This is a genomic window from Ruegeria sp. AL1 (assembly GCF_056540905.1).
In genome coordinates this window covers 16,265-34,010 of record NZ_JBQFXP010000004.1, presented here as the reverse complement: position 1 = coordinate 34,010, position 17,746 = coordinate 16,265, and the positions used below count along the sequence as shown (strand labels likewise).

The 17,746-nt window shown below is 58.7% G+C and carries 16 protein-coding genes; 6 read left to right on the top strand and 10 right to left on the bottom strand.

The window, feature by feature from the left end; all coding sequences use genetic code 11:
• Position 1: 1 nt before the first annotated feature.
• The 3 genes from dacB to ACRZ9X_RS07455 all read right to left on the bottom strand — a co-directional run bounded on the left by dacB (position 2) and on the right by ACRZ9X_RS07455 (position 2,671).
• On the bottom strand, positions 2-1,480 hold the full coding sequence (dacB, locus tag ACRZ9X_RS07465) for a D-alanyl-D-alanine carboxypeptidase/D-alanyl-D-alanine endopeptidase (RefSeq protein WP_480517371.1): 1,479 nt from the start codon (positions 1,478-1,480) through the stop codon (positions 2-4).
• Between the two features lie 67 nt (positions 1,481-1,547).
• Positions 1,548-2,168: a nicotinate-nucleotide adenylyltransferase gene (locus ACRZ9X_RS07460; protein WP_480517369.1), complete on the bottom strand. Its 621-nt coding sequence runs from the start codon at positions 2,166-2,168 to the stop codon at positions 1,548-1,550.
• 32 nt (positions 2,169-2,200) lie between these two features.
• Positions 2,201-2,671: an MOSC domain-containing protein gene (locus tag ACRZ9X_RS07455; protein WP_480517367.1), complete on the bottom strand. Its 471-nt coding sequence runs from the start codon at positions 2,669-2,671 to the stop codon at positions 2,201-2,203.
• A gap of 138 nt (positions 2,672-2,809) precedes the next feature.
• Between ACRZ9X_RS07455 and ettA the strand changes: the two genes are divergently transcribed.
• The 3 genes from ettA to ACRZ9X_RS07440 all read left to right on the top strand — a co-directional run bounded on the left by ettA (position 2,810) and on the right by ACRZ9X_RS07440 (position 7,036).
• On the top strand, positions 2,810-4,465 hold the full coding sequence (ettA, locus tag ACRZ9X_RS07450) for an energy-dependent translational throttle protein EttA (protein ID WP_480517365.1): 1,656 nt from the start codon (positions 2,810-2,812) through the stop codon (positions 4,463-4,465).
• 196 nt (positions 4,466-4,661) lie between these two features.
• Positions 4,662-4,841 carry a hypothetical protein gene (locus tag ACRZ9X_RS07445; RefSeq protein ID WP_480517363.1) on the top strand — a complete coding sequence of 60 codons (180 nt, stop codon included), beginning with the start codon at positions 4,662-4,664 and terminating at the stop codon, positions 4,839-4,841.
• A gap of 338 nt (positions 4,842-5,179) precedes the next feature.
• Positions 5,180-7,036 (top strand): SLC13 family permease, encoded by a 1,857-nt coding sequence (locus tag ACRZ9X_RS07440; protein WP_480517978.1) that lies wholly within the window; start codon positions 5,180-5,182, stop codon positions 7,034-7,036.
• Positions 7,037-7,098: 62 nt separating this feature from the next.
• Here the strand turns inward: ACRZ9X_RS07440 and ACRZ9X_RS07435 are convergent, their stop codons facing one another.
• The 7 genes from ACRZ9X_RS07435 to ACRZ9X_RS07405 form a co-directional block, all read right to left on the bottom strand.
• Complete coding sequence (locus ACRZ9X_RS07435; protein ID WP_480517361.1) at positions 7,099-7,449, bottom strand: H-type lectin domain-containing protein; 351 nt, start codon at positions 7,447-7,449, stop codon at positions 7,099-7,101.
• Positions 7,450-7,560: 111 nt separating this feature from the next.
• Positions 7,561-7,971 carry a F0F1 ATP synthase subunit epsilon gene (locus tag ACRZ9X_RS07430; protein WP_480517359.1) on the bottom strand — a complete coding sequence of 137 codons (411 nt, stop codon included), beginning with the start codon at positions 7,969-7,971 and terminating at the stop codon, positions 7,561-7,563.
• Positions 7,972-7,983: 12 nt separating this feature from the next.
• Positions 7,984-9,408 (bottom strand): F0F1 ATP synthase subunit beta, encoded by a 1,425-nt coding sequence (gene atpD / locus ACRZ9X_RS07425; protein WP_480517358.1) that lies wholly within the window; start codon positions 9,406-9,408, stop codon positions 7,984-7,986.
• Between the two features lie 20 nt (positions 9,409-9,428).
• Positions 9,429-10,307, bottom strand: coding sequence for a F0F1 ATP synthase subunit gamma (locus ACRZ9X_RS07420; protein ID WP_480517356.1), 879 nt, complete (start codon positions 10,305-10,307; stop codon positions 9,429-9,431).
• A gap of 12 nt (positions 10,308-10,319) precedes the next feature.
• Entirely contained in the window at positions 10,320-11,858 is a 1,539-nt protein-coding gene (gene atpA, locus ACRZ9X_RS07415; RefSeq protein WP_480517354.1) for a F0F1 ATP synthase subunit alpha, read from the bottom strand.
• Positions 11,859-12,419, bottom strand: a complete 561-nt coding sequence (locus ACRZ9X_RS07410; RefSeq protein ID WP_480517352.1) for a F0F1 ATP synthase subunit delta — start codon at positions 12,417-12,419, stop codon at positions 11,859-11,861.
• A 301-nt stretch (positions 12,420-12,720) separates the two neighbouring features.
• Entirely contained in the window at positions 12,721-13,455 is a 735-nt protein-coding gene (locus ACRZ9X_RS07405) for a class I SAM-dependent methyltransferase (protein ID WP_480517350.1), read from the bottom strand.
• Positions 13,456-13,516: 61 nt separating this feature from the next.
• Between ACRZ9X_RS07405 and gloB the strand changes: the two genes are divergently transcribed.
• From gloB to ACRZ9X_RS07390, 3 genes are all read left to right on the top strand, one after another.
• Positions 13,517-14,284 (top strand): hydroxyacylglutathione hydrolase, encoded by a 768-nt coding sequence (gene gloB / locus ACRZ9X_RS07400; RefSeq protein ID WP_480517348.1) that lies wholly within the window; start codon positions 13,517-13,519, stop codon positions 14,282-14,284.
• A 174-nt stretch (positions 14,285-14,458) separates the two neighbouring features.
• Entirely contained in the window at positions 14,459-16,783 is a 2,325-nt protein-coding gene (gene clpA / locus ACRZ9X_RS07395; RefSeq protein ID WP_480517346.1) for an ATP-dependent Clp protease ATP-binding subunit ClpA, read from the top strand.
• Positions 16,784-17,743 (top strand): M23 family metallopeptidase, encoded by a 960-nt coding sequence (locus ACRZ9X_RS07390; RefSeq protein WP_480517344.1) that lies wholly within the window; start codon positions 16,784-16,786, stop codon positions 17,741-17,743. It begins immediately after the preceding gene.
• The last annotated feature ends 3 nt before the right edge of the window (positions 17,744-17,746 follow it).

The following is a 17,746-nucleotide window of genomic DNA, read 5'->3' as shown; positions in this document are numbered from 1 at the left end:
GCTAGCTTCCGCTCAGCGTTCCCCAGCGCGCGATCAACGCGCGCTGCAATCTGCGTGACCTGTTGTTCCAACCGCGCGCACCCGGGGGTCGTTCGCGCTGTGCACGCGGGATGGTAGAGCGGTGATCAACATCTGCGGTAAATATAGCAAAGGCCAGTTCTGACCCGTCCGGCGTGGTAATGAATCCGCCCAGACCGGACACAAAGTTCAGCGTCCCTGTCTTTGCATCCACCTTGATCGGATGGTCTTTTACGGGTCGTCCCTGACTGTCCAGAAGCCTGTAATCCTTGAGCAAGGGCCGCAGCATCCCATCCTTCTGCGCGGCCACCAACGCTCTGACCAGGTCCCCCGGCGCCATGCGCGACTTATCTCCAAGACCCGAGTGATCGACCATGGCGATGCCTGTCACACCGAAGGTTTCGGCCGCCCAGCGGTTCATTTCGGCGGCAGACTCCGTCAGGTTTTGCGGCTTCGCACCGCGCGCTATCGAAGCAGCCAACCCAACCATCTCAGCAGTGATATTGGTCGAGAATTTCAGCATCCCACGCAGGATGCTCTCCAGCGGGTCGCTGAGATGCACGACAAGCTCAGTTCCCTGCGGCGCTTCCCGCGTAACCTGAACGCGGCCAAGCACGATGCCGTTAGATCGCGCCAGCGTCCGGAACACATCGCCCGTGTACAGCGCCGGTTTGCGCACAGGCAACCAACGCGCGCCACCATTGCCCAGCGCGCTTCGGGCGACGGTCCAGCGATCCTGCCTCGCGCTGGGCTGATAGGTATAGATCGGGCCCTTGCGATTTTCGAGCGTCATGGCCGCCATATCAACCGCAGGCGCATACCGGGCGCTGCGCGCATCCATAGTGACGTCGTATTTTGTACCCGCCCGCTTCCATTCAAAGTGCACGCGGTTGAAATTCAGAGCCATCCCGCTGATCGCCGGACTGTATCCCAGATGATCGGGCTGGCCTGCGTCAATGCTGAACACGTAAGGCAGCGCCCCATCGTAGACCTTGAACGCCCCACGAACTTCGATGATCCCGGCCTCGCGCAGATTGGCCGCCATTGTAGCCAGCGCATCCGTATCCAACAGCGGGTCGCCGCCACCAGCCAGTATCAGGTCTCCTTTCAGAACTCCGTTCTCGACGGGCCCATCAGCCAGCAGCCGTGTCTGAAAGCGATGATCAGGCCCCAGAACATCCAGCGCATACATCGCAGTCAAGGCCTTGGCGACACTGGCCGGAGGCAATCCGCGATCTCCGCCAAAGGCCTCAAGCTCAGTCCCGGTATTGATGTCGGCCACAGCAAAGACGACCTCGCCGCGCAGCCCGGCATTGCGGATCAACCGTTCTGCACCACTTGTCTTCGGGCCGCGTAACTGGGGACGCAAAGACACCAGCGGCGCGTCGGCCAGTGCTGCGGATGGAGCTACAACGGCCCCAAGACCCATCAGAAACTTTCGTCGTGAAAACCGTTCGACCATAGGGTAAATAAAATCCCAGAGCTTAAATCCAGACAATCACAGGATTAAGATTATGCGCAGAGGGGAGTCATTCCGGCAACACCCCATCGGCCCAGATGCCGCGATTGCGAAGATCAGTTGAACTGACGTCAACCATCGGCACGTTCACAAAACACCACGCCGGAGCCTGAGCACGCCCCAACAAATGCCTTGCCTGTCCGTCGATCCGGTATTTTGCGTAGAGGCGGGCGGCAGGCGACATCCGGGCCGAAATCCGATCCCCCGGACGCGCAACCACTCCTACAGGTACGCTGTTGATGATCTGTCGCCAGTTTTTCCAACGATGAAACTGCGCCAGATTGTCGGCGCCCATCAGCCACACGAACCGCACCCGCGGGTAAAGCCGTCTGAGTGCGGCCAGCGTATCCGCCGTCGCCCGCGTCCCCGTCAGCGCCTCGATATCCGTGACCTCGACCCGCGGATGACCCATCACCGCTCGCGCCGCCCTTACCCGCCGCTGTAGCGGCGCAGGCCCGCGTTCCTTCAGCGGATTGCCAGGGGACACCAGCCACCACACCCGATCCAGCCCAAAAGCCTTCATCGCCTCGCGCGTGACATGCACATGGCCCTGATGCGGCGGATCAAAAGACCCCCCGAACAACCCCACGACCTGCCCGGGCCGCGCATATGGGATTTGGAAACGCTCCATCCCTTGCTGATGTTCAGAACTGCGCTTGGTTGTCAATCAACCGGCTGCACCAGATCGCCCAGCGCAACCCGCCCGGGCCGCACCACTTCAGCACACCACCCGCCATGCCCCCGCACGGCAGAATAGCCCCCCTTGCCCAAAGCCTCTTCCATCCGGCTGCAGGGTGCACAGATCACGGTGAACCGCAAAACCGCCTCTCCCACCTGCACCTCCCGCCCCTTGAGCGCCGCCAGATTGACCCCCGAAACCACCAGATTGCGCCGCAGGGCCTCCGGCGCAACCGACCCTCGCCCCAGATAAGAGCCAATCGCCGCCAGATGCTCGTACTGGATCAATGTCACCGCCCGCTTACCCGCACGACCGCGGTCGCCTTCCACGCCATCTGCGGAGATGATGCTTGTTCCAACAGCTTGCATCTGCACCCGCCGTTCAGGTCGCACTCCGATCCATTCGACCCGCCCCGGTTGTGCCCAACCTGCGATCAACTCTGCCAGCTCAGACAAATTCTTCTCCTTTCGCGATACAACAGATTTAGACGGCTCCTCGCGCCACCAAGAAGCACAAAACCACCAGCTTGCCCCGCCCGCCTCGCTCGGATATCCAGCGTTTTAACTCAATTTCCCCGACCCAGAGGACGCGACATGGCCGCCTATCAATATGTCTACCACATGCAGGGTGTCTCAAAGACCTATCCCGGTGGCAAGAAGTGCTTTGAAAACATCCACCTCAGCTTTCTGCCCGGCGTGAAAATCGGTGTCGTCGGCGTCAACGGTGCCGGTAAATCGACCCTGATGAAGATCATGGCGGGCCTCGACAAGGATTTCACGGGCGAGGCTTGGGCCGCCGAAGGTGCCAAGGTCGGCTATTTGCCACAGGAACCAAAGCTGGACGAAATCCTGACCGTGCGTGAAAACGTCATGCTGGGTGTGGCGGAAAAGAAGGCGATCCTCGACCGCTATAACGAACTGGCGATGAACTACTCGGATGAGACCGCCGACGAAATGGCCAAGCTGCAGGACGAAATTGACAGCCAGAACCTCTGGGACCTCGACAGCCAGATCGACGTCAGCATGGAGGCGCTGCGCTGCCCGCCGGACGATGCCAACATCGCCAACCTCTCGGGCGGTGAGAAACGCCGCGTGGCGCTCTGCAAGCTGCTGCTCGAAGCGCCCGACATGCTGCTCTTGGACGAACCGACCAACCACCTGGACGCCGAAACCATCGCCTGGTTGCAACAGCACCTGATCGACTACAAGGGCACCATCCTGATCGTCACCCACGACCGCTATTTCCTGGATGACATCACCGGCTGGATCCTCGAACTCGACCGTGGGCGTGGCATTCCGTACGAGGGCAACTACTCTGCCTGGCTGGAACAAAAAGCCAAACGGCTCGAACAGGAAGCCCGCGAGGACAAGTCCAAGCAGAAAACCCTGCAGCGCGAATTGGAATGGATGCGTCAGGGCCAGAAGGCCCGTCAGGCCAAATCCAAGGCCCGGATCAACGCCTATAACGAACTGGCCGAGCAGTCCGAACGCGAAAAGCTGACGCGCGCCCAGATCGTCATCCCCAACGGCCAGCGCCTCGGCGGCAAGGTGATCGAGGTCGAGGGCCTGTCGAAACACATGGGCGACAAGCAACTGATCGAAGGGCTGGACTTTGCCCTGCCCCCCGGCGGCATTGTCGGCGTCATCGGCCCCAACGGTGCCGGTAAATCGACCCTGTTCAAGATGCTCACCGGTCAGGAACAACCCGACAGCGGCACCATCACGCTGGGCGACACGGTCGAACTGTCCTATGTCGACCAGTCCCGCGACGACCTTGCCGACAATGACACCGTGTGGGAGGCGATCACCGGCGGCGCCGAGATCATCCAGCTGGGCGACGCGCAGGTCAATTCCCGCGCCTATTGCTCGTCCTTCAACTTCAAGGGCGGTGACCAGCAGAAGAAAGTCTCGCTGCTATCCGGCGGTGAGCGTAACCGCGTCCACATGGCCCGCCTGCTGAAAGAGGGCGGCAACGTCCTGCTGCTCGACGAACCGACCAACGATCTGGACGTCGAAACCCTCCGCGCGCTGGAAGACGCCCTGGTCGATTTCGCCGGCTGCGCCGTGGTCATCTCACACGACCGCTTCTTCCTGGACCGGATTTGTACGCATATTCTGGCCTTCGAAGGCGATGCCCATGTGGAATGGTTCGAGGGCAACTTCGAAGACTACGAAGAGGACAAGAAGCGCCGCCTAGGCCCGGACGCGCTGGAGCCAAAGCGGTTGAAGCATAAGAAGTTTGCGCGGTGATAGATTGGGGGACCATCGCTGGAGCAGTGGGCCTTGGCTCAGGACGTTTTGAAATTCGACTATAGATACCAATAGATAGGCCATGCACATTCTAAGAACGGGATGCATCCTTTTACTTTCGTCAGGTTCAGTTGCAGCCGATCCTCTCAACGCTGCAGCGCAAGAGAAATATGTGCTTTACTTGTCAAGAGATGACATGACGTCGGCACAGAACCGAATTCTTGCCGAATGTATGGTTGGGAAGCTCACAACGATGGGCAAGGAATTCCTATTGCTGGCCAGATCGGAGCGCGATGCAAAGATTGCTATGCTCGCTGCTGGGCATAACCCGATTCATGATGACTGTATTTCAGAAGCACTTGCTGACGCTCCGTAAGATGAATGACAACAAACGTAGGATGGGGCTCCACCCCATCACTCATTCAACGATCATACCCGAACATCCGAGTTATCAGTTCTCGTGCGCCAAACCAATTCCAACCTCTCAAATGACGGGGTGAAACCCAATCCTAGGGTTCACCGGCCTTTCCTGAGGTAACACCACAACTCCATTTCAGATCAACCCGACCCACGCGGATTTCACCTCAAGAGCCGCCCAAAGAGGCGACTTCAAATTCCCATGACAAGTCACGCGTAATTGCTTAGGATCAAAGGTCAAACTTGCTGCGAACTAAGCTGGGTGGCCTTGTGGAGCAACTGACTTTCACGTTTGAGATGGGTGTGGTGTGCGCCCTGTTGGCTTTTACCGTTTTCCTGTTTGTCTCGGAAATTGTCCGCATCGACCTCTCTGCCATTCTGGTTCTGGTTTTGATCGGGTTGCTCAGCTATGCGCCCGGTCTGGGAAATCTGGCGGACGTGCCGCATCTGTTTGACGGCTTTGCCTCGAACGCCGTGATCTCGATCATCGCGGTGATGATCGTGGGGGCCGGTCTGGACAAGACCGGGATCATGAACAAGGTCGCGGCAGTCATTTTGAAATATGGCGGCAAGGCCGAAAACCGGGTGTTGCCCATCGTGTCCGGAACCGTCGGCGTCATTTCGTCTTTCATGCAGAACGTGGGGGCCGCTGCGCTTTTCCTGCCTGTCGTCAGCCGAATTTCATCCCGATCCGGTATTCCATTGTCGCGGTTGCTGATGCCTATGGGGTTCTGCGCCATTCTGGGGGGCACCATGACCATGGTCGGGTCCTCTCCGCTGATCCTGCTGAACGATTTGATCCTGACGGCCAATAACGGTTTGCCCGAGGAACAGAAAATGCAACCCTTTGGGCTGTTTTCCGTCACACCGATCGGTGCGGTTCTGATCCTGACAGGTATCGCCTATTTTCTGCTGCTGGGCGGGTGGGTTCTGCCCGGCGAAACGGGGCAGGACAGTACGGGCACCGGACAAGGCACGCAAGAATATCTGCAGCGCGTCTATGGCCTGAAGGCGGATGTGTTTGAGGTCGTGGTGCCCGCGGAAAGCCCTCTGGTCGGGCAAATCCTGGCTGACATCAATTTCGAGAATCATCTGTATATCATCTCGACCTTCTATCGCGGCAAGACATCCATGGTTCAGGTTCTCACGGCGGAAATTGCCGCCCCGTGCCGCCTTGCCATTGTCGGCCGTCGCTGGGTTGTCGAAGAGTTCGCGCAGAAATACGGACTGACCGTCTTGCCCGATCTGGACGTGTTCGTCGAAGAATTCGCGCCAACCAATGCGGGCATTGCCGAGGTGGTCGTAACACCGGACAGCAAGTTGATCGGCAAATGCCCGCGTGAGCTTTTGTTTCGCAAAACCTACGGTATGTCGTTGCTGGCCATTCATCGGGGTGAAGAAACGCTGAGCCACGTGGAAACGGAAGATCACGAATCCACTCAGATTGGCCTTGAGGAGTTCCACGCTGGCGACATGCTTGTGGCGCATACACGCTGGGACAACCTGATGCGGATCAAGCGGGATCCGGATTTCGTGGTCGTCACTTCGGACTTCCCTCAAGACGAATTGCGGCCGCAAAAAGTCGGATGGGCGCTGGCGTTTTTTGCCATTTCCCTGTCGATGATCCTGTTCACCGATATCCGCCTGTCGCTTTGCCTGCTGACCGGTGCCGCCGGGATGATGCTGAGTCGTGTCCTCAGCGTGGATGAGGCCTATCGCGCCGTAGGCTGGAACACCGTGTTTCTGCTGGCTTGTCTGATCCCGCTGGGCCAGGCAGTTCAGAACACCGGAACAGCCGCATGGATAGCGCAACAGATCATGCTCATTCTGGATGGCTGGCCGATCTGGTCGCTTCAGGCCGGAGTGGCGATTCTGGCAACGGCATTCTCGCTGGTAATGTCAAACGTGGGGGCCACGGTTCTGCTTGTTCCGCTGGCCGTATCCATCGCGGTCGCCGCCGGAGCCAACCCGGCCCTGTTCGCTCTGACCGTCGCGATTTCCACATCGAACAGCTTTATCATTCCAACCCATCAGGTGAATGCGTTGATCATGGGACCGGCCGGATACAAGGTTACGGATTTTGTTCGATCGGGCGGAGTGATGACCGTTCTGTTTTTGGTCGTATCGCTGGTGATGCTGAATTTGATCTTTTGACAATCAAAGGCCCGCCTGACGCTCTGCAGACGTCTCAGTAGGCTGTCCCCTGCGGCCTCGCGCTAAAGAATGTCCCAGTCATCCTCATGCGCGACCTCTCCGATCGCCATCCATGTTACCCGAATGCGCGCAATCCTGCTGTCGGACCACGTGCGGAACACTGCGCTAAACCCCTCGAGCGTGACCTCCTCGGCCTTTACCTCGGCCCGCAAAGCGGTGGATGTGTCCACGTCCCATAGCGAAATGCCGATCTGGACAACGGGTGTGGTTCGAAATGGTTGACAGAAGCGTATCGCCGCACGACGTTCGCGCGGGCCTTCGCCTGTCCACATATCGCCACCATCGGCAAACTCGGAAAACAGAACTTCTTCACCTTGGTCGATACCAATGGGATGGGTGGCAAATGTCTTCATCAGCTATCTTTATTATTGAATTTCCGCTTCTTACCGCACGCGTCTGTCAAAATCACGACAAAAAAACGGCCCCGCATTGCAGGGCCGTTTCAAATTGAATGAGCTGAACCTTTACAGGCTCATATGCGTTCCAAGGGCTTCCATATCGGCCAGCAGCTTGGCAGCGTCATCGACGATGGTCTGATCGTCACCGGCCTTTGCGGCCTCGTGCGAGGCGCGGGCCTCGGCGATCAGGTCATCCAGATGCGACCGGGTCACTTCGGCAACCGGAATGGCCTTTTCAGCCAGAACCGACAGACCGTCGCCGTTGATCTGGGCAAACCCGCCGGTGACCAGGTATTCGCTGGCTCCTGCGGGTGCCTCAACCTTCAGCAGACCGGGGCGCAGCGTGGTGATGGTGGGGGCATGGTCGGGCATCGCCGTCATGTCCCCGTCCGCGCCAGGAATCTGGACCGCGGTGGCCTCAAGCGAAGCAAGGCTCCGCTCGGGGCTGACGAGGTCGAATTGCATCGTGTTTGCCATCAGGGATACTCCTTAGGCGGCTTCTGCGGCCATCTTTTCCGCTTTGGCGATCACTTCGTCGATGCCGCCAACCATCAGGAAGGCCGCTTCGGGCAGGTGATCGTATTCGCCAGCCACAACCGCTTTGAACGAGGCGATGGTCACGTCCAGAGGAACCTGAACGCCCGGCGAACCGGTGAAGACCTCGGCAACGTCGAACGGCTGCGACAGGAAGCGTTCGATCTTACGGGCACGGGCCACGGTCAGTTTGTCTTCTTCCGACAGTTCGTCCATGCCGAGGATGGCGATGATGTCCTGCAGCGACTTGTAGCGCTGGAGGATCTGCTGAACGTCAGTCGCAACGCCGTAGTGCTCTTCGCCCACGATTGCGGGGTCCAGCAGACGCGAGGACGAGTCGAGCGGGTCAACAGCCGGGTAGATACCCTTTTCCGAGATCGCACGGTTCAGAACGGTGGTCGCATCCAGGTGCGCAAACGAGGTTGCCGGCGCGGGGTCGGTCAAGTCGTCCGCAGGAACATAAATGGCCTGCACCGAGGTGATCGAACCCGACTTGGTCGAGGTGATGCGTTCCTGCAGGGCGCCCATGTCGGTGGCCAGTGTCGGCTGGTAGCCCACCGCCGAAGGAATACGACCCAGCAGAGCCGAAACCTCGGAACCCGCCTGCGTAAAGCGGAAGATGTTGTCGACGAAGAACAGAACGTCGGTACCGGACTGGTCGCGGAACTGCTCGGCCAGGGTCAGACCGGTCAGAGCAACACGCGCACGCGCTCCCGGAGGTTCGTTCATCTGACCGTAAACCAGCGCAACCTGAGATTCCGACAGATTGTCGGGCTTGATCACGTTCGATTCGATCATCTCGTGATACAGGTCGTTGCCTTCACGGGTCCGTTCACCAACACCCGCGAACACCGAGAAGCCCGAGTGCACTTTTGCGATGTTGTTGATCAGTTCCATGATCAGAACGGTTTTACCAACGCCCGCACCGCCGAACAGACCGATTTTACCGCCTTTGGCGTAGGGGGCCAGCAGGTCAACAACCTTGATGCCGGTGACCAGAATTTCCGACTCGGTCGACTGTTCGTCGAACTCGGGCGCGGGCTGGTGGATGGCACGGGCCTCAGACGCTTCAACGGGGCCTTTTTCGTCGATCGGCTCGCCGACCACGTTCAGGATGCGGCCCAGCGTGGCGTTACCCACCGGAACCGAGATCGGAGAACCGGTGTCGGTGACTGCCTCGCCACGGACCAGACCTTCGGTCGCGTCCATCGCGATGGTGCGGACGGTGTTTTCACCCAGGTGCTGAGCAACTTCCAACACCAGGCGCTTGCCGTTGTTGGTGGTTTCCAGCGCGTTCAGAATTTCAGGCAGCTGATCTTCGAAGTGCACGTCGACGACGGCCCCGATGATCTGTGTGACTTTGCCTTTTGCATTCGCCATGTTTCGTCTCCGGTATGTCTCTACAGCGCTTCGGCGCCGGAAATAATTTCAATCAGCTCGTTGGTGATCACGGCCTGACGCGAGCGGTTGAACTGGATCGTCAGCTTGTCGATCATCTCACCCGCGTTGCGTGTCGCGTTGTCCATTGCGGACATCCGCGCACCCTGTTCAGACGCTCCGTTTTCGAGCAGAGCCGAGAAGATCGCGGTTGCAACCCCCTTGGGCAGCAGGTCGGCCAGAATGGCCTCTTCGCTGGGCTCGTAGTCGAACACGGCACCGCTGTCGTCACCTGTCGCTTCGTCCTCGAACGAGGCCGGGATGACCTGCTGTGCCGTCGGGATCTGCGTCACGACGTTGACGAACTTCGAGTAGAAGATCGTGGCAACGTCGAACTCACCCCCGTCAAAGCGGGACAGGACGTCCTTGGCGATGTCTTGCGCATTGGTGTACCCGATACGCTTGACCTCGCTCAGGTCGACATGTCCAATGAACAGATCGCCCAAATCGCGCTTGAGCGCGTCACGGCCTTTTTTGCCGACAGTCAGGATCTTGACCGTCTTGCCTTTGCCGCGCAGCTCTTCCGCCTTTTGACGGGCGAGCTTGGCGATGTTCGAGTTGAAGCCGCCACACAGGCCGCGTTCAGCTGTCATGACAACCAGCAGATGGACATCATCGCTGCCCGTACCCCGGAGCAGCTTGGGGGCGCTGTCGCTGCCCCCGACCGACGCCGCCAGCCCCGCCATCACGGCATTGAACCGCTCGGCATAGGGGCGTGAGGCTTCGGCAGATTCCTGGGCGCGGCGCAGTTTTGCGGCCGCGACCATCTGCATGGCCTTGGTGATCTTGCGGGTCGATTTGACCGACTCGATCCTGTTTTTAAGGTCCTTCAGACTAGGCATCGGAACCCCCTATCAAGCAAAGGTCGCGGCGTATTCGTCGATCGCTGCCTTGATCTTGTCTGCCGCGTCACCTTTGACCTTGGGATCTTCGTCGGTGATCCACTTCAGCAGGTCAGCATGCTTGCCGCGCAGGTGCGACAGCAGACCGGCCTCATAGCGGCCAACATCCGATACGTCGATCTTGTCGAGGTAACCGTTGGTGCCCGCGAAGATGACGCAGACGATTTCGGCGTTGGTCAGCGGCGAGTACTGCGGCTGTTTCATCAGCTCGGTCAGACGCGCACCACGGTTCAGCAGCTGCTGGGTGGCGGCGTCGAGGTCGGAACCGAACTGCGCAAAGGCCGCCATTTCGCGGTACTGAGCAAGCTCCAACTTAACCGGACCCGCAACCGATTTCATCGCATCGGTCTGAGCCGACGAGCCCACACGCGAAACCGACAGACCGGTGTTCACAGCAGGACGGATGCCCTGATAGAACAGTTCGGTTTCGAGGAAGATCTGACCGTCGGTGATCGAGATCACGTTGGTCGGAATAAACGCCGAAACGTCACCACCCTGCGTTTCGATAACCGGCAGAGCGGTCAGCGAGCCTGCACCGAAATCTTCGTTCAGCTTCGCCGAACGCTCCAGCAGGCGCGAGTGGAGGTAGAAAACGTCACCCGGATAAGCTTCACGTCCGGGCGGACGGCGCAGCAGCAGGGACATCTGACGATAGGACACGGCCTGTTTCGACAGGTCATCATAGATAATCAGCGCGTGACGGCCATTGTCACGGAAGTATTCCGCCATTGCGGTCGCCGAGTAAGGCGCCAGGAACTGCATTGGCGCCGGGTCGGACGCGGTCGCGGCCACAACGATCGAGTATTCAATCGCACCGGATTCTTCCAGTTTCTTCACCAGCTGCGCAACGGTCGAACGCTTTTGACCAACGGCCACGTAGATGCAGTACAGTTTCTTCGACTCGTCGTCGCCTGCCGCGTCGTTGTAGGTTTTCTGGTTCAGGATGGTGTCCAGCGCCACAGCGGTTTTACCGGTCTGACGGTCACCAATGATCAGTTCCCGCTGGCCACGGCCAATCGGGATCATCGCGTCAACCGATTTCAGGCCGGTTGCCATCGGCTCGTGCACCGATTTACGCGGGATGATGCCAGGGGCTTTTACGTCAGCAACGCCACGCTTGGATGCATTGATCGGGCCTTTGCCGTCCAGCGGGTTGCCCAAACCGTCAACAACGCGGCCCAGCAGCTCGTCACCGATCGGAACGTCCACGATCGAGTTGGTGCGCTTAACAGTGTCACCTTCTTTGATGTCACGGTCGGAACCGAAGATAACGACACCCACGTTGTCGCTTTCCAGGTTCAGCGCCATGCCCATGATGCCACCGGGGAATTCGACCATCTCACCCGCTTGCACGTTGTCCAGGCCGTATACACGGGCAATCCCGTCACCGACGCTCAGCACGCGGCCGATCTCGGCCACTTCGGCTTCCTGACCAAAATTCTTGATCTGGTCCTTCAGGATTGCAGAAATCTCTGCAGCTTGGATTCCCATTTATCCGACCTCTTTCATTGCATTCTGTAGGGAGTTCAGCTTCGAACGGATCGAGCTATCGATCATTTTCGAGCCCACTTTAACGACAAGACCGCCAATGAGGCTTTCATCCACGGTCGCATTGATTGTCACGGTCTTGCCCACACGCTCGGACAGCGTTTTGGACAGTTTATCCAGTTGGGTCTTGGTCAGCGCCTTGGCCGAGGCAACATCGGCGGTCACTTCGCCACGCTCTTCAGCCAGCATGTCGCGCAGAACCTGCACCAGCTGCGGCACCACAAACAGGCGGCGTTTCTGCGCCATCAGACCCAGCGTGTTGCGCAGGATGGCGTTCAGGCCCATCTTGTCAGCAACTGCGGTGATTGCGCCCTCTTGTTCGGCGCGCGAAACCAGAGGCGAAGCGATCAGGTCGCGCAGCTCGGCGCTGTCGCCCAATGCTGCTGCCAGATCGTTGATTCCGGTTTCCAGACCTGCAAGGTCATTATTCTCTTTCGCGATCTCGAAGATCGCCGTGGCATAGCGCTCGGCTATGCCTGTGGAAATCGAAGCTGGTTCGGACACGTCCACCCTTCCGATATTTGAGGCCCCGATTTTGAGTAGCGGCCGCTACCTTGGGGCGTGAGGAAACCCCGTCCATAAAGGGCGGGGATCAAAATCACCGGGGATGTAGCAGAGGTATTCCAACCTAGCAATACGCTATAGCGGTAACATACTTATCCACAAACCGTTAACTTTCAGACAGTTACATCAAGTGCGACCCTTTGGACCGGTTGGCTCAGTTGAAAAATGTTACGAATATGCAGGTTTTTGCGATTCCTGTGACTTTTTTCCCGCAATTCGCGCGCGCCAAAAGGCCCAATTGTCAGGCAGGTTTCAGCAATCCATCCAGCGCCTTTATGGGTCGCCTGGACTTATCCTTCGTAACGCTGCCGCTTGGGGGGCGAATATGTTTGCTGACCTCAACCATCAGAACGCCACCCGCCATAACGGTTGGCACCCGCTGTCCGGTTTTTTCGATCAGATTACCCGATTTCAGCCAGAAGCGGCGAAAGGAAGGTGGCATGTAAAGGGCCGAGCAATGGCCCTCGGGCAGGAAATGGTGCGCGCGAAGCTGGTTCTCCAATTGCGATGCCGAATACGGCCGCCCGAACCCGAATGGTGTGCGGTCCGAGCGTGACCAAAGACCGGCCCGGTTGGGCACCACGAACAGCGCCTTGCCGCCCGGCCCCAGCACCCGCCAGCATTCTTCCAGCACCTTGCTGGGCCGCTCTGACGTCTCAAGCCCGTGCATCACGACCAGCTTGTCCACATGACCGGTTTCGATCGGCCAGAGTGTCTCTTCCGTCAGGACCGACACATTTGGCATTCCTGCAGGCCAGGGCATCACACCCTGCGGCCCCGGCATCAAACCAATCACCCGGCGCGCATCTGCGAGGAAAGGGCGCAACAGGGGCACCGCAAATCCGAATCCAGCCACGGTCTGCCCTTTTGCCTCGGGCCACAGCTCGATCAACCGGCCCCGGATCGCCGCCTGCGCCGCACGTCCCAACGTGCTGCGATAGTAGAAATTCCTCAGATCCTGCACATCAAGATGCATTGCGGACACCCGGTCAATCGGCTTAGCTGAGCGCAGTCTAGCAACGAAAGGGCAAAAGACCATGCCTCTTGAGATCGTCACCATTCCTTGTCTCAGCGATAACTACGCTTTTCTGGCGCATGACGCCGAAAGCGGCAATACCGCATTGATCGACGCACCCGAAGCGGGGCCCATCCTGTCTGAACTGGATAGACGCGGCTGGAACCTGTCGCATGTGCTGCTGACGCATCATCATTGGGATCATGTGGATGGGTTGGCGGGTATTCTTGAGAAGCACAACGCACAGGTAATCGGTGCCGCCGCCGACGCGCACCGCCTGCCGCAACTGGACCTGAAAGTGAATGACGGTGACAGCTTCGCGTTTGGAGGTGAGAAGGTCGAGATCATGGATGTCTCGGGACACACGGTTGGGCACATCGCTTTTTATATGCCGCAAAGCGCGGCTGTGTTTACGGCCGACAGTCTGATGGCGTTGGGCTGCGGACGTTTGTTTGAAGGGACCGCACCGCAAATGTGGGCCTCGCTCAGCAAGCTGGCGGCCCTGCCGGACGAAACAATCGTCTGTTCCGGTCACGAATATACGCAATCAAACGCCAAATTCGCCGTCACCATCGATCCGGATAACCCGGCACTGAAAGACCGTGTGGCCGATATCGAACGCGCCCGCGCCACAGGCGAACCCACTGTGCCCTCGACTCTTGCCTTAGAGAAAGCCACAAACCCCTTTCTCCGTGCGGCTGATCCGGCGATTCAGGCGCAACTGGACATGGAAAACGCTGACCCGGCGGAAGTTTTTGCTGAGATCAGAGGTCGAAAAGACCGATTCTAATGCATAATTTCCCCTCCTCACGGCCACGGTCACAGGAAATTAGACTGTCAAGTGCAAGAAAACCCTTGAAGCCGGGCCACGATCAACCAAACTCTAATGGTATGAGGACATGGTTGGGATGGGGATCCGGCCTACAGCCCGCCCCCTTCTGACCCAAGACAGAGGAGCACCCGCGTGCCTTCATTCTCGAGCACATTGGAACAAGCCATTCACGCGGCCCTGGCGGCTGCGAACGAACGGCGGCACGAATTCGCAACGCTGGAACATCTGCTGCTGGCGCTGCTGGAAGAGCCGGACGCCATCCGTGTCATGAAGGCCTGCAGCGTCGATCTGGATGAGCTGCGCAGCACTCTGGTCGAGTTCATTGACGAGGATTTGTCAAACCTTGTCACCGATATCGACGGGTCCGAAGCTGTCCCGACCGCCGCGTTCCAGCGTGTGATTCAACGCGCCGCCATTCACGTCCAAAGCTCGGGCCGGACCGAGGTGACGGGGGCAAATGTTCTGGTGGCCATCTTCGCCGAACGCGAAAGCAATGCCGCTTATTTCCTGCAGGAACAGGATATGACCCGATATGACGCGGTGAATTTCATCGCCCATGGTGTCGCCAAAGACCCTGCTTATGGTGAAAACCGCTCGGTTTCCGGGGCCGATCAGGTCGAGGAGGAAACGCAGCCCAGCGCCGGCGAAGGCGAGCAAAAAGAAAGCGCGCTGGGCAAGTATTGCGTTGACCTGAACGCCAAGTCCCGCGCTGGTGATGTCGATCCGCTGATCGGACGCGCCGATGAGGTCGAGCGCTGTATTCAGGTGCTCTGCCGCCGCCGTAAGAACAACCCTCTTCTGGTAGGTGATCCAGGCGTTGGTAAAACCGCCATCGCCGAAGGTCTGGCGCACAAGATTGTCGCCGGTGAAGCGCCCGATGTTTTGTCCGAAACCACGATCTACTCGCTGGACATGGGCGCGCTGTTGGCCGGAACCCGCTATCGCGGCGATTTCGAAGAACGGCTGAAGGCGGTTGTGACCGAATTGGAGGATCACCCCGACGCGGTTCTGTTCATCGACGAGATTCACACCGTGATCGGTGCCGGTGCCACCTCGGGCGGCGCGATGGATGCGTCGAACCTGCTGAAACCTGCCCTGCAGGGCGGCAAGCTGCGCACCATGGGCTCGACCACGTATAAGGAGTTCCGCCAGCATTTCGAAAAAGACCGCGCACTGAGCCGCCGGTTCCAGAAGATTGACGTGAACGAACCTTCGGTCGAGGACAGCGTGAAAATCCTGCGCGGTCTGAAACCTTATTTCGAAGAGCATCATGCGATCAAATACACTGCGGACGCGATCAGGACTGCAGTGGAACTTTCAGCCCGCTATATCAACGATCGCAAGCTGCCGGACAAGGCCATCGACGTGATTGACGAGGCCGGTGCCGCGCAACATCTGCTGGCCGAAAGCAAGCGCCGCAAGACCATCGGCGTGAAAGAGATCGAGGCCGTCGTCGCCAAGATCGCACGCATCCCGCCGAAGAATGTCACCAAGGACGATGCCGAGGTTCTGAAAGACCTCGAAACCTCGCTGAAACGGGTGGTGTTCGGTCAGGATGATGCCATCGTGGCGCTCTCCAGCGCGATCAAATTGGCCCGTGCCGGTCTGCGCGAGCCTGAGAAACCCATCGGCAACTACTTGTTCGCGGGTCCAACCGGTGTAGGCAAAACCGAGGTGGCGAAACAACTTGCGGATACGCTGGGGGTGGAACTGCTGCGCTTCGACATGTCCGAATACATGGAAAAACATGCTGTTTCCCGCCTGATCGGCGCGCCTCCGGGCTATGTCGGGTTTGATCAGGGCGGTCTTCTGACCGATGGTGTCGATCAACACCCCCATTGCGTCCTGTTGTTGGACGAGATCGAGAAAGCGCATCCGGATGTGTTCAATATCCTGCTGCAGGTGATGGACCATGGCGAGCTGACCGATCACAACGGCCGCACGGTGAACTTCCGCAACGTGGTGCTGATCATGACCTCGAACGCGGGCGCGCAGGAACAGGCCAAAGCCGCCATCGGTTTTGCCCGCGACCGGCGCGAAGGTGAAGACACTGCCGCGATTGAGCGCACGTTCACGCCTGAATTCCGCAACCGTTTGGACGCTGTGATCTCATTCGCGCCGCTGCCGAAATCGGTCATTCTGCAGGTGGTCGAGAAGTTCGTTCTGCAGCTTGAAGCGCAACTGCTGGATCGCAACGTGACCATCGATCTCACGCCTAAGGCTGCCGAGTGGCTGGCCGATAAGGGCTATGATGACAAGATGGGTGCCCGTCCGCTTGGGCGCGTCATCCAGGAACACATCAAGAAGCCCCTCGCCGAGGAACTGTTGTTCGGCAAACTGGCCAAAGGCGGTGTAGTTCGCGTTTCGGTCAAGAAGGGTGAGTTGAACCTGGTTATCCTCGGCCCGGACCAACCGCGCATTCCAGGAGATAAACCGCCGCTGCTGACGGCAGACTAAATGCGCACCGCATTTGCGGCATTGATAACGCTCGCTGCCAGCCCGGCGGCGAGCGAATTCATACTGGAGCAGCCGGTAGATTGTGTTTTGGGTGACAGCTGCTTTATCCAAAACTACGTCGACCATGATGGCGGTTCAGGAGCGCAGGATTATCGCTGCGGTGCCTTGGTCTATGACGGGCACAAAGGGACAGATTTCGCATTGCCGACCCTGGCTGACATGCAGGCAGGCGTAAACGTATTGGCGGCAGTTTCAGGGACCGTTCTTGGTATCCGCGACGGCATGGAAGATACGGTCTTTTCCAGCGAACCCGCTGCTTCGGTACAAGGTCGGGAATGTGGCAATGGCGTTGTTATCGCAAGCCCGGATGGGTGGGAAACCCAATACTGCCACCTGAAAAAGGGATCCGTGCAGGTCAAAACAGGAGATAGTGTCTCCGCCGGAACAGTATTGGGGCAAATCGGGTTGAGCGGGAAAACCCAGTTCCCGCATCTACATCTTTCCGTGCGTAAAAACAGCATTCCCGTTGATCCATTTGCGCCCGACGGACCGCAAGCCTGCGCATCGCCGCAAACGACCCTCTGGGCTGATCCGATGACATATGCGCCGGGTGGTTTGATCTCTGCCGGGTTTACGTCGGACATCCCAAAATATTCCGCGATCAAAGCCGGGACCGCAGCGCAAGAAGTCTTTTCGGTCAAAGCGGGGGCGATTGTGCTATTTGGTTACGCGTTTGGCATCCAAAAAAACGACATCATGCGGATCGAGATTTTTGGCCCACAAGGCCAGGTCAGTTCGGATGACATCGTGTTCGAGAAAGACCAGGCGCAAGCCTTTCGCGCCACAGGGCGCAGGTTGTCTCAGCCGCAGTGGCCCGCAGGAACATATCGCGGAGAAATCACGCTGATCCGAGATGATGCCGCAATCAGCGCCAGATCGGTGACAGTTCCAGTACGGTGATCC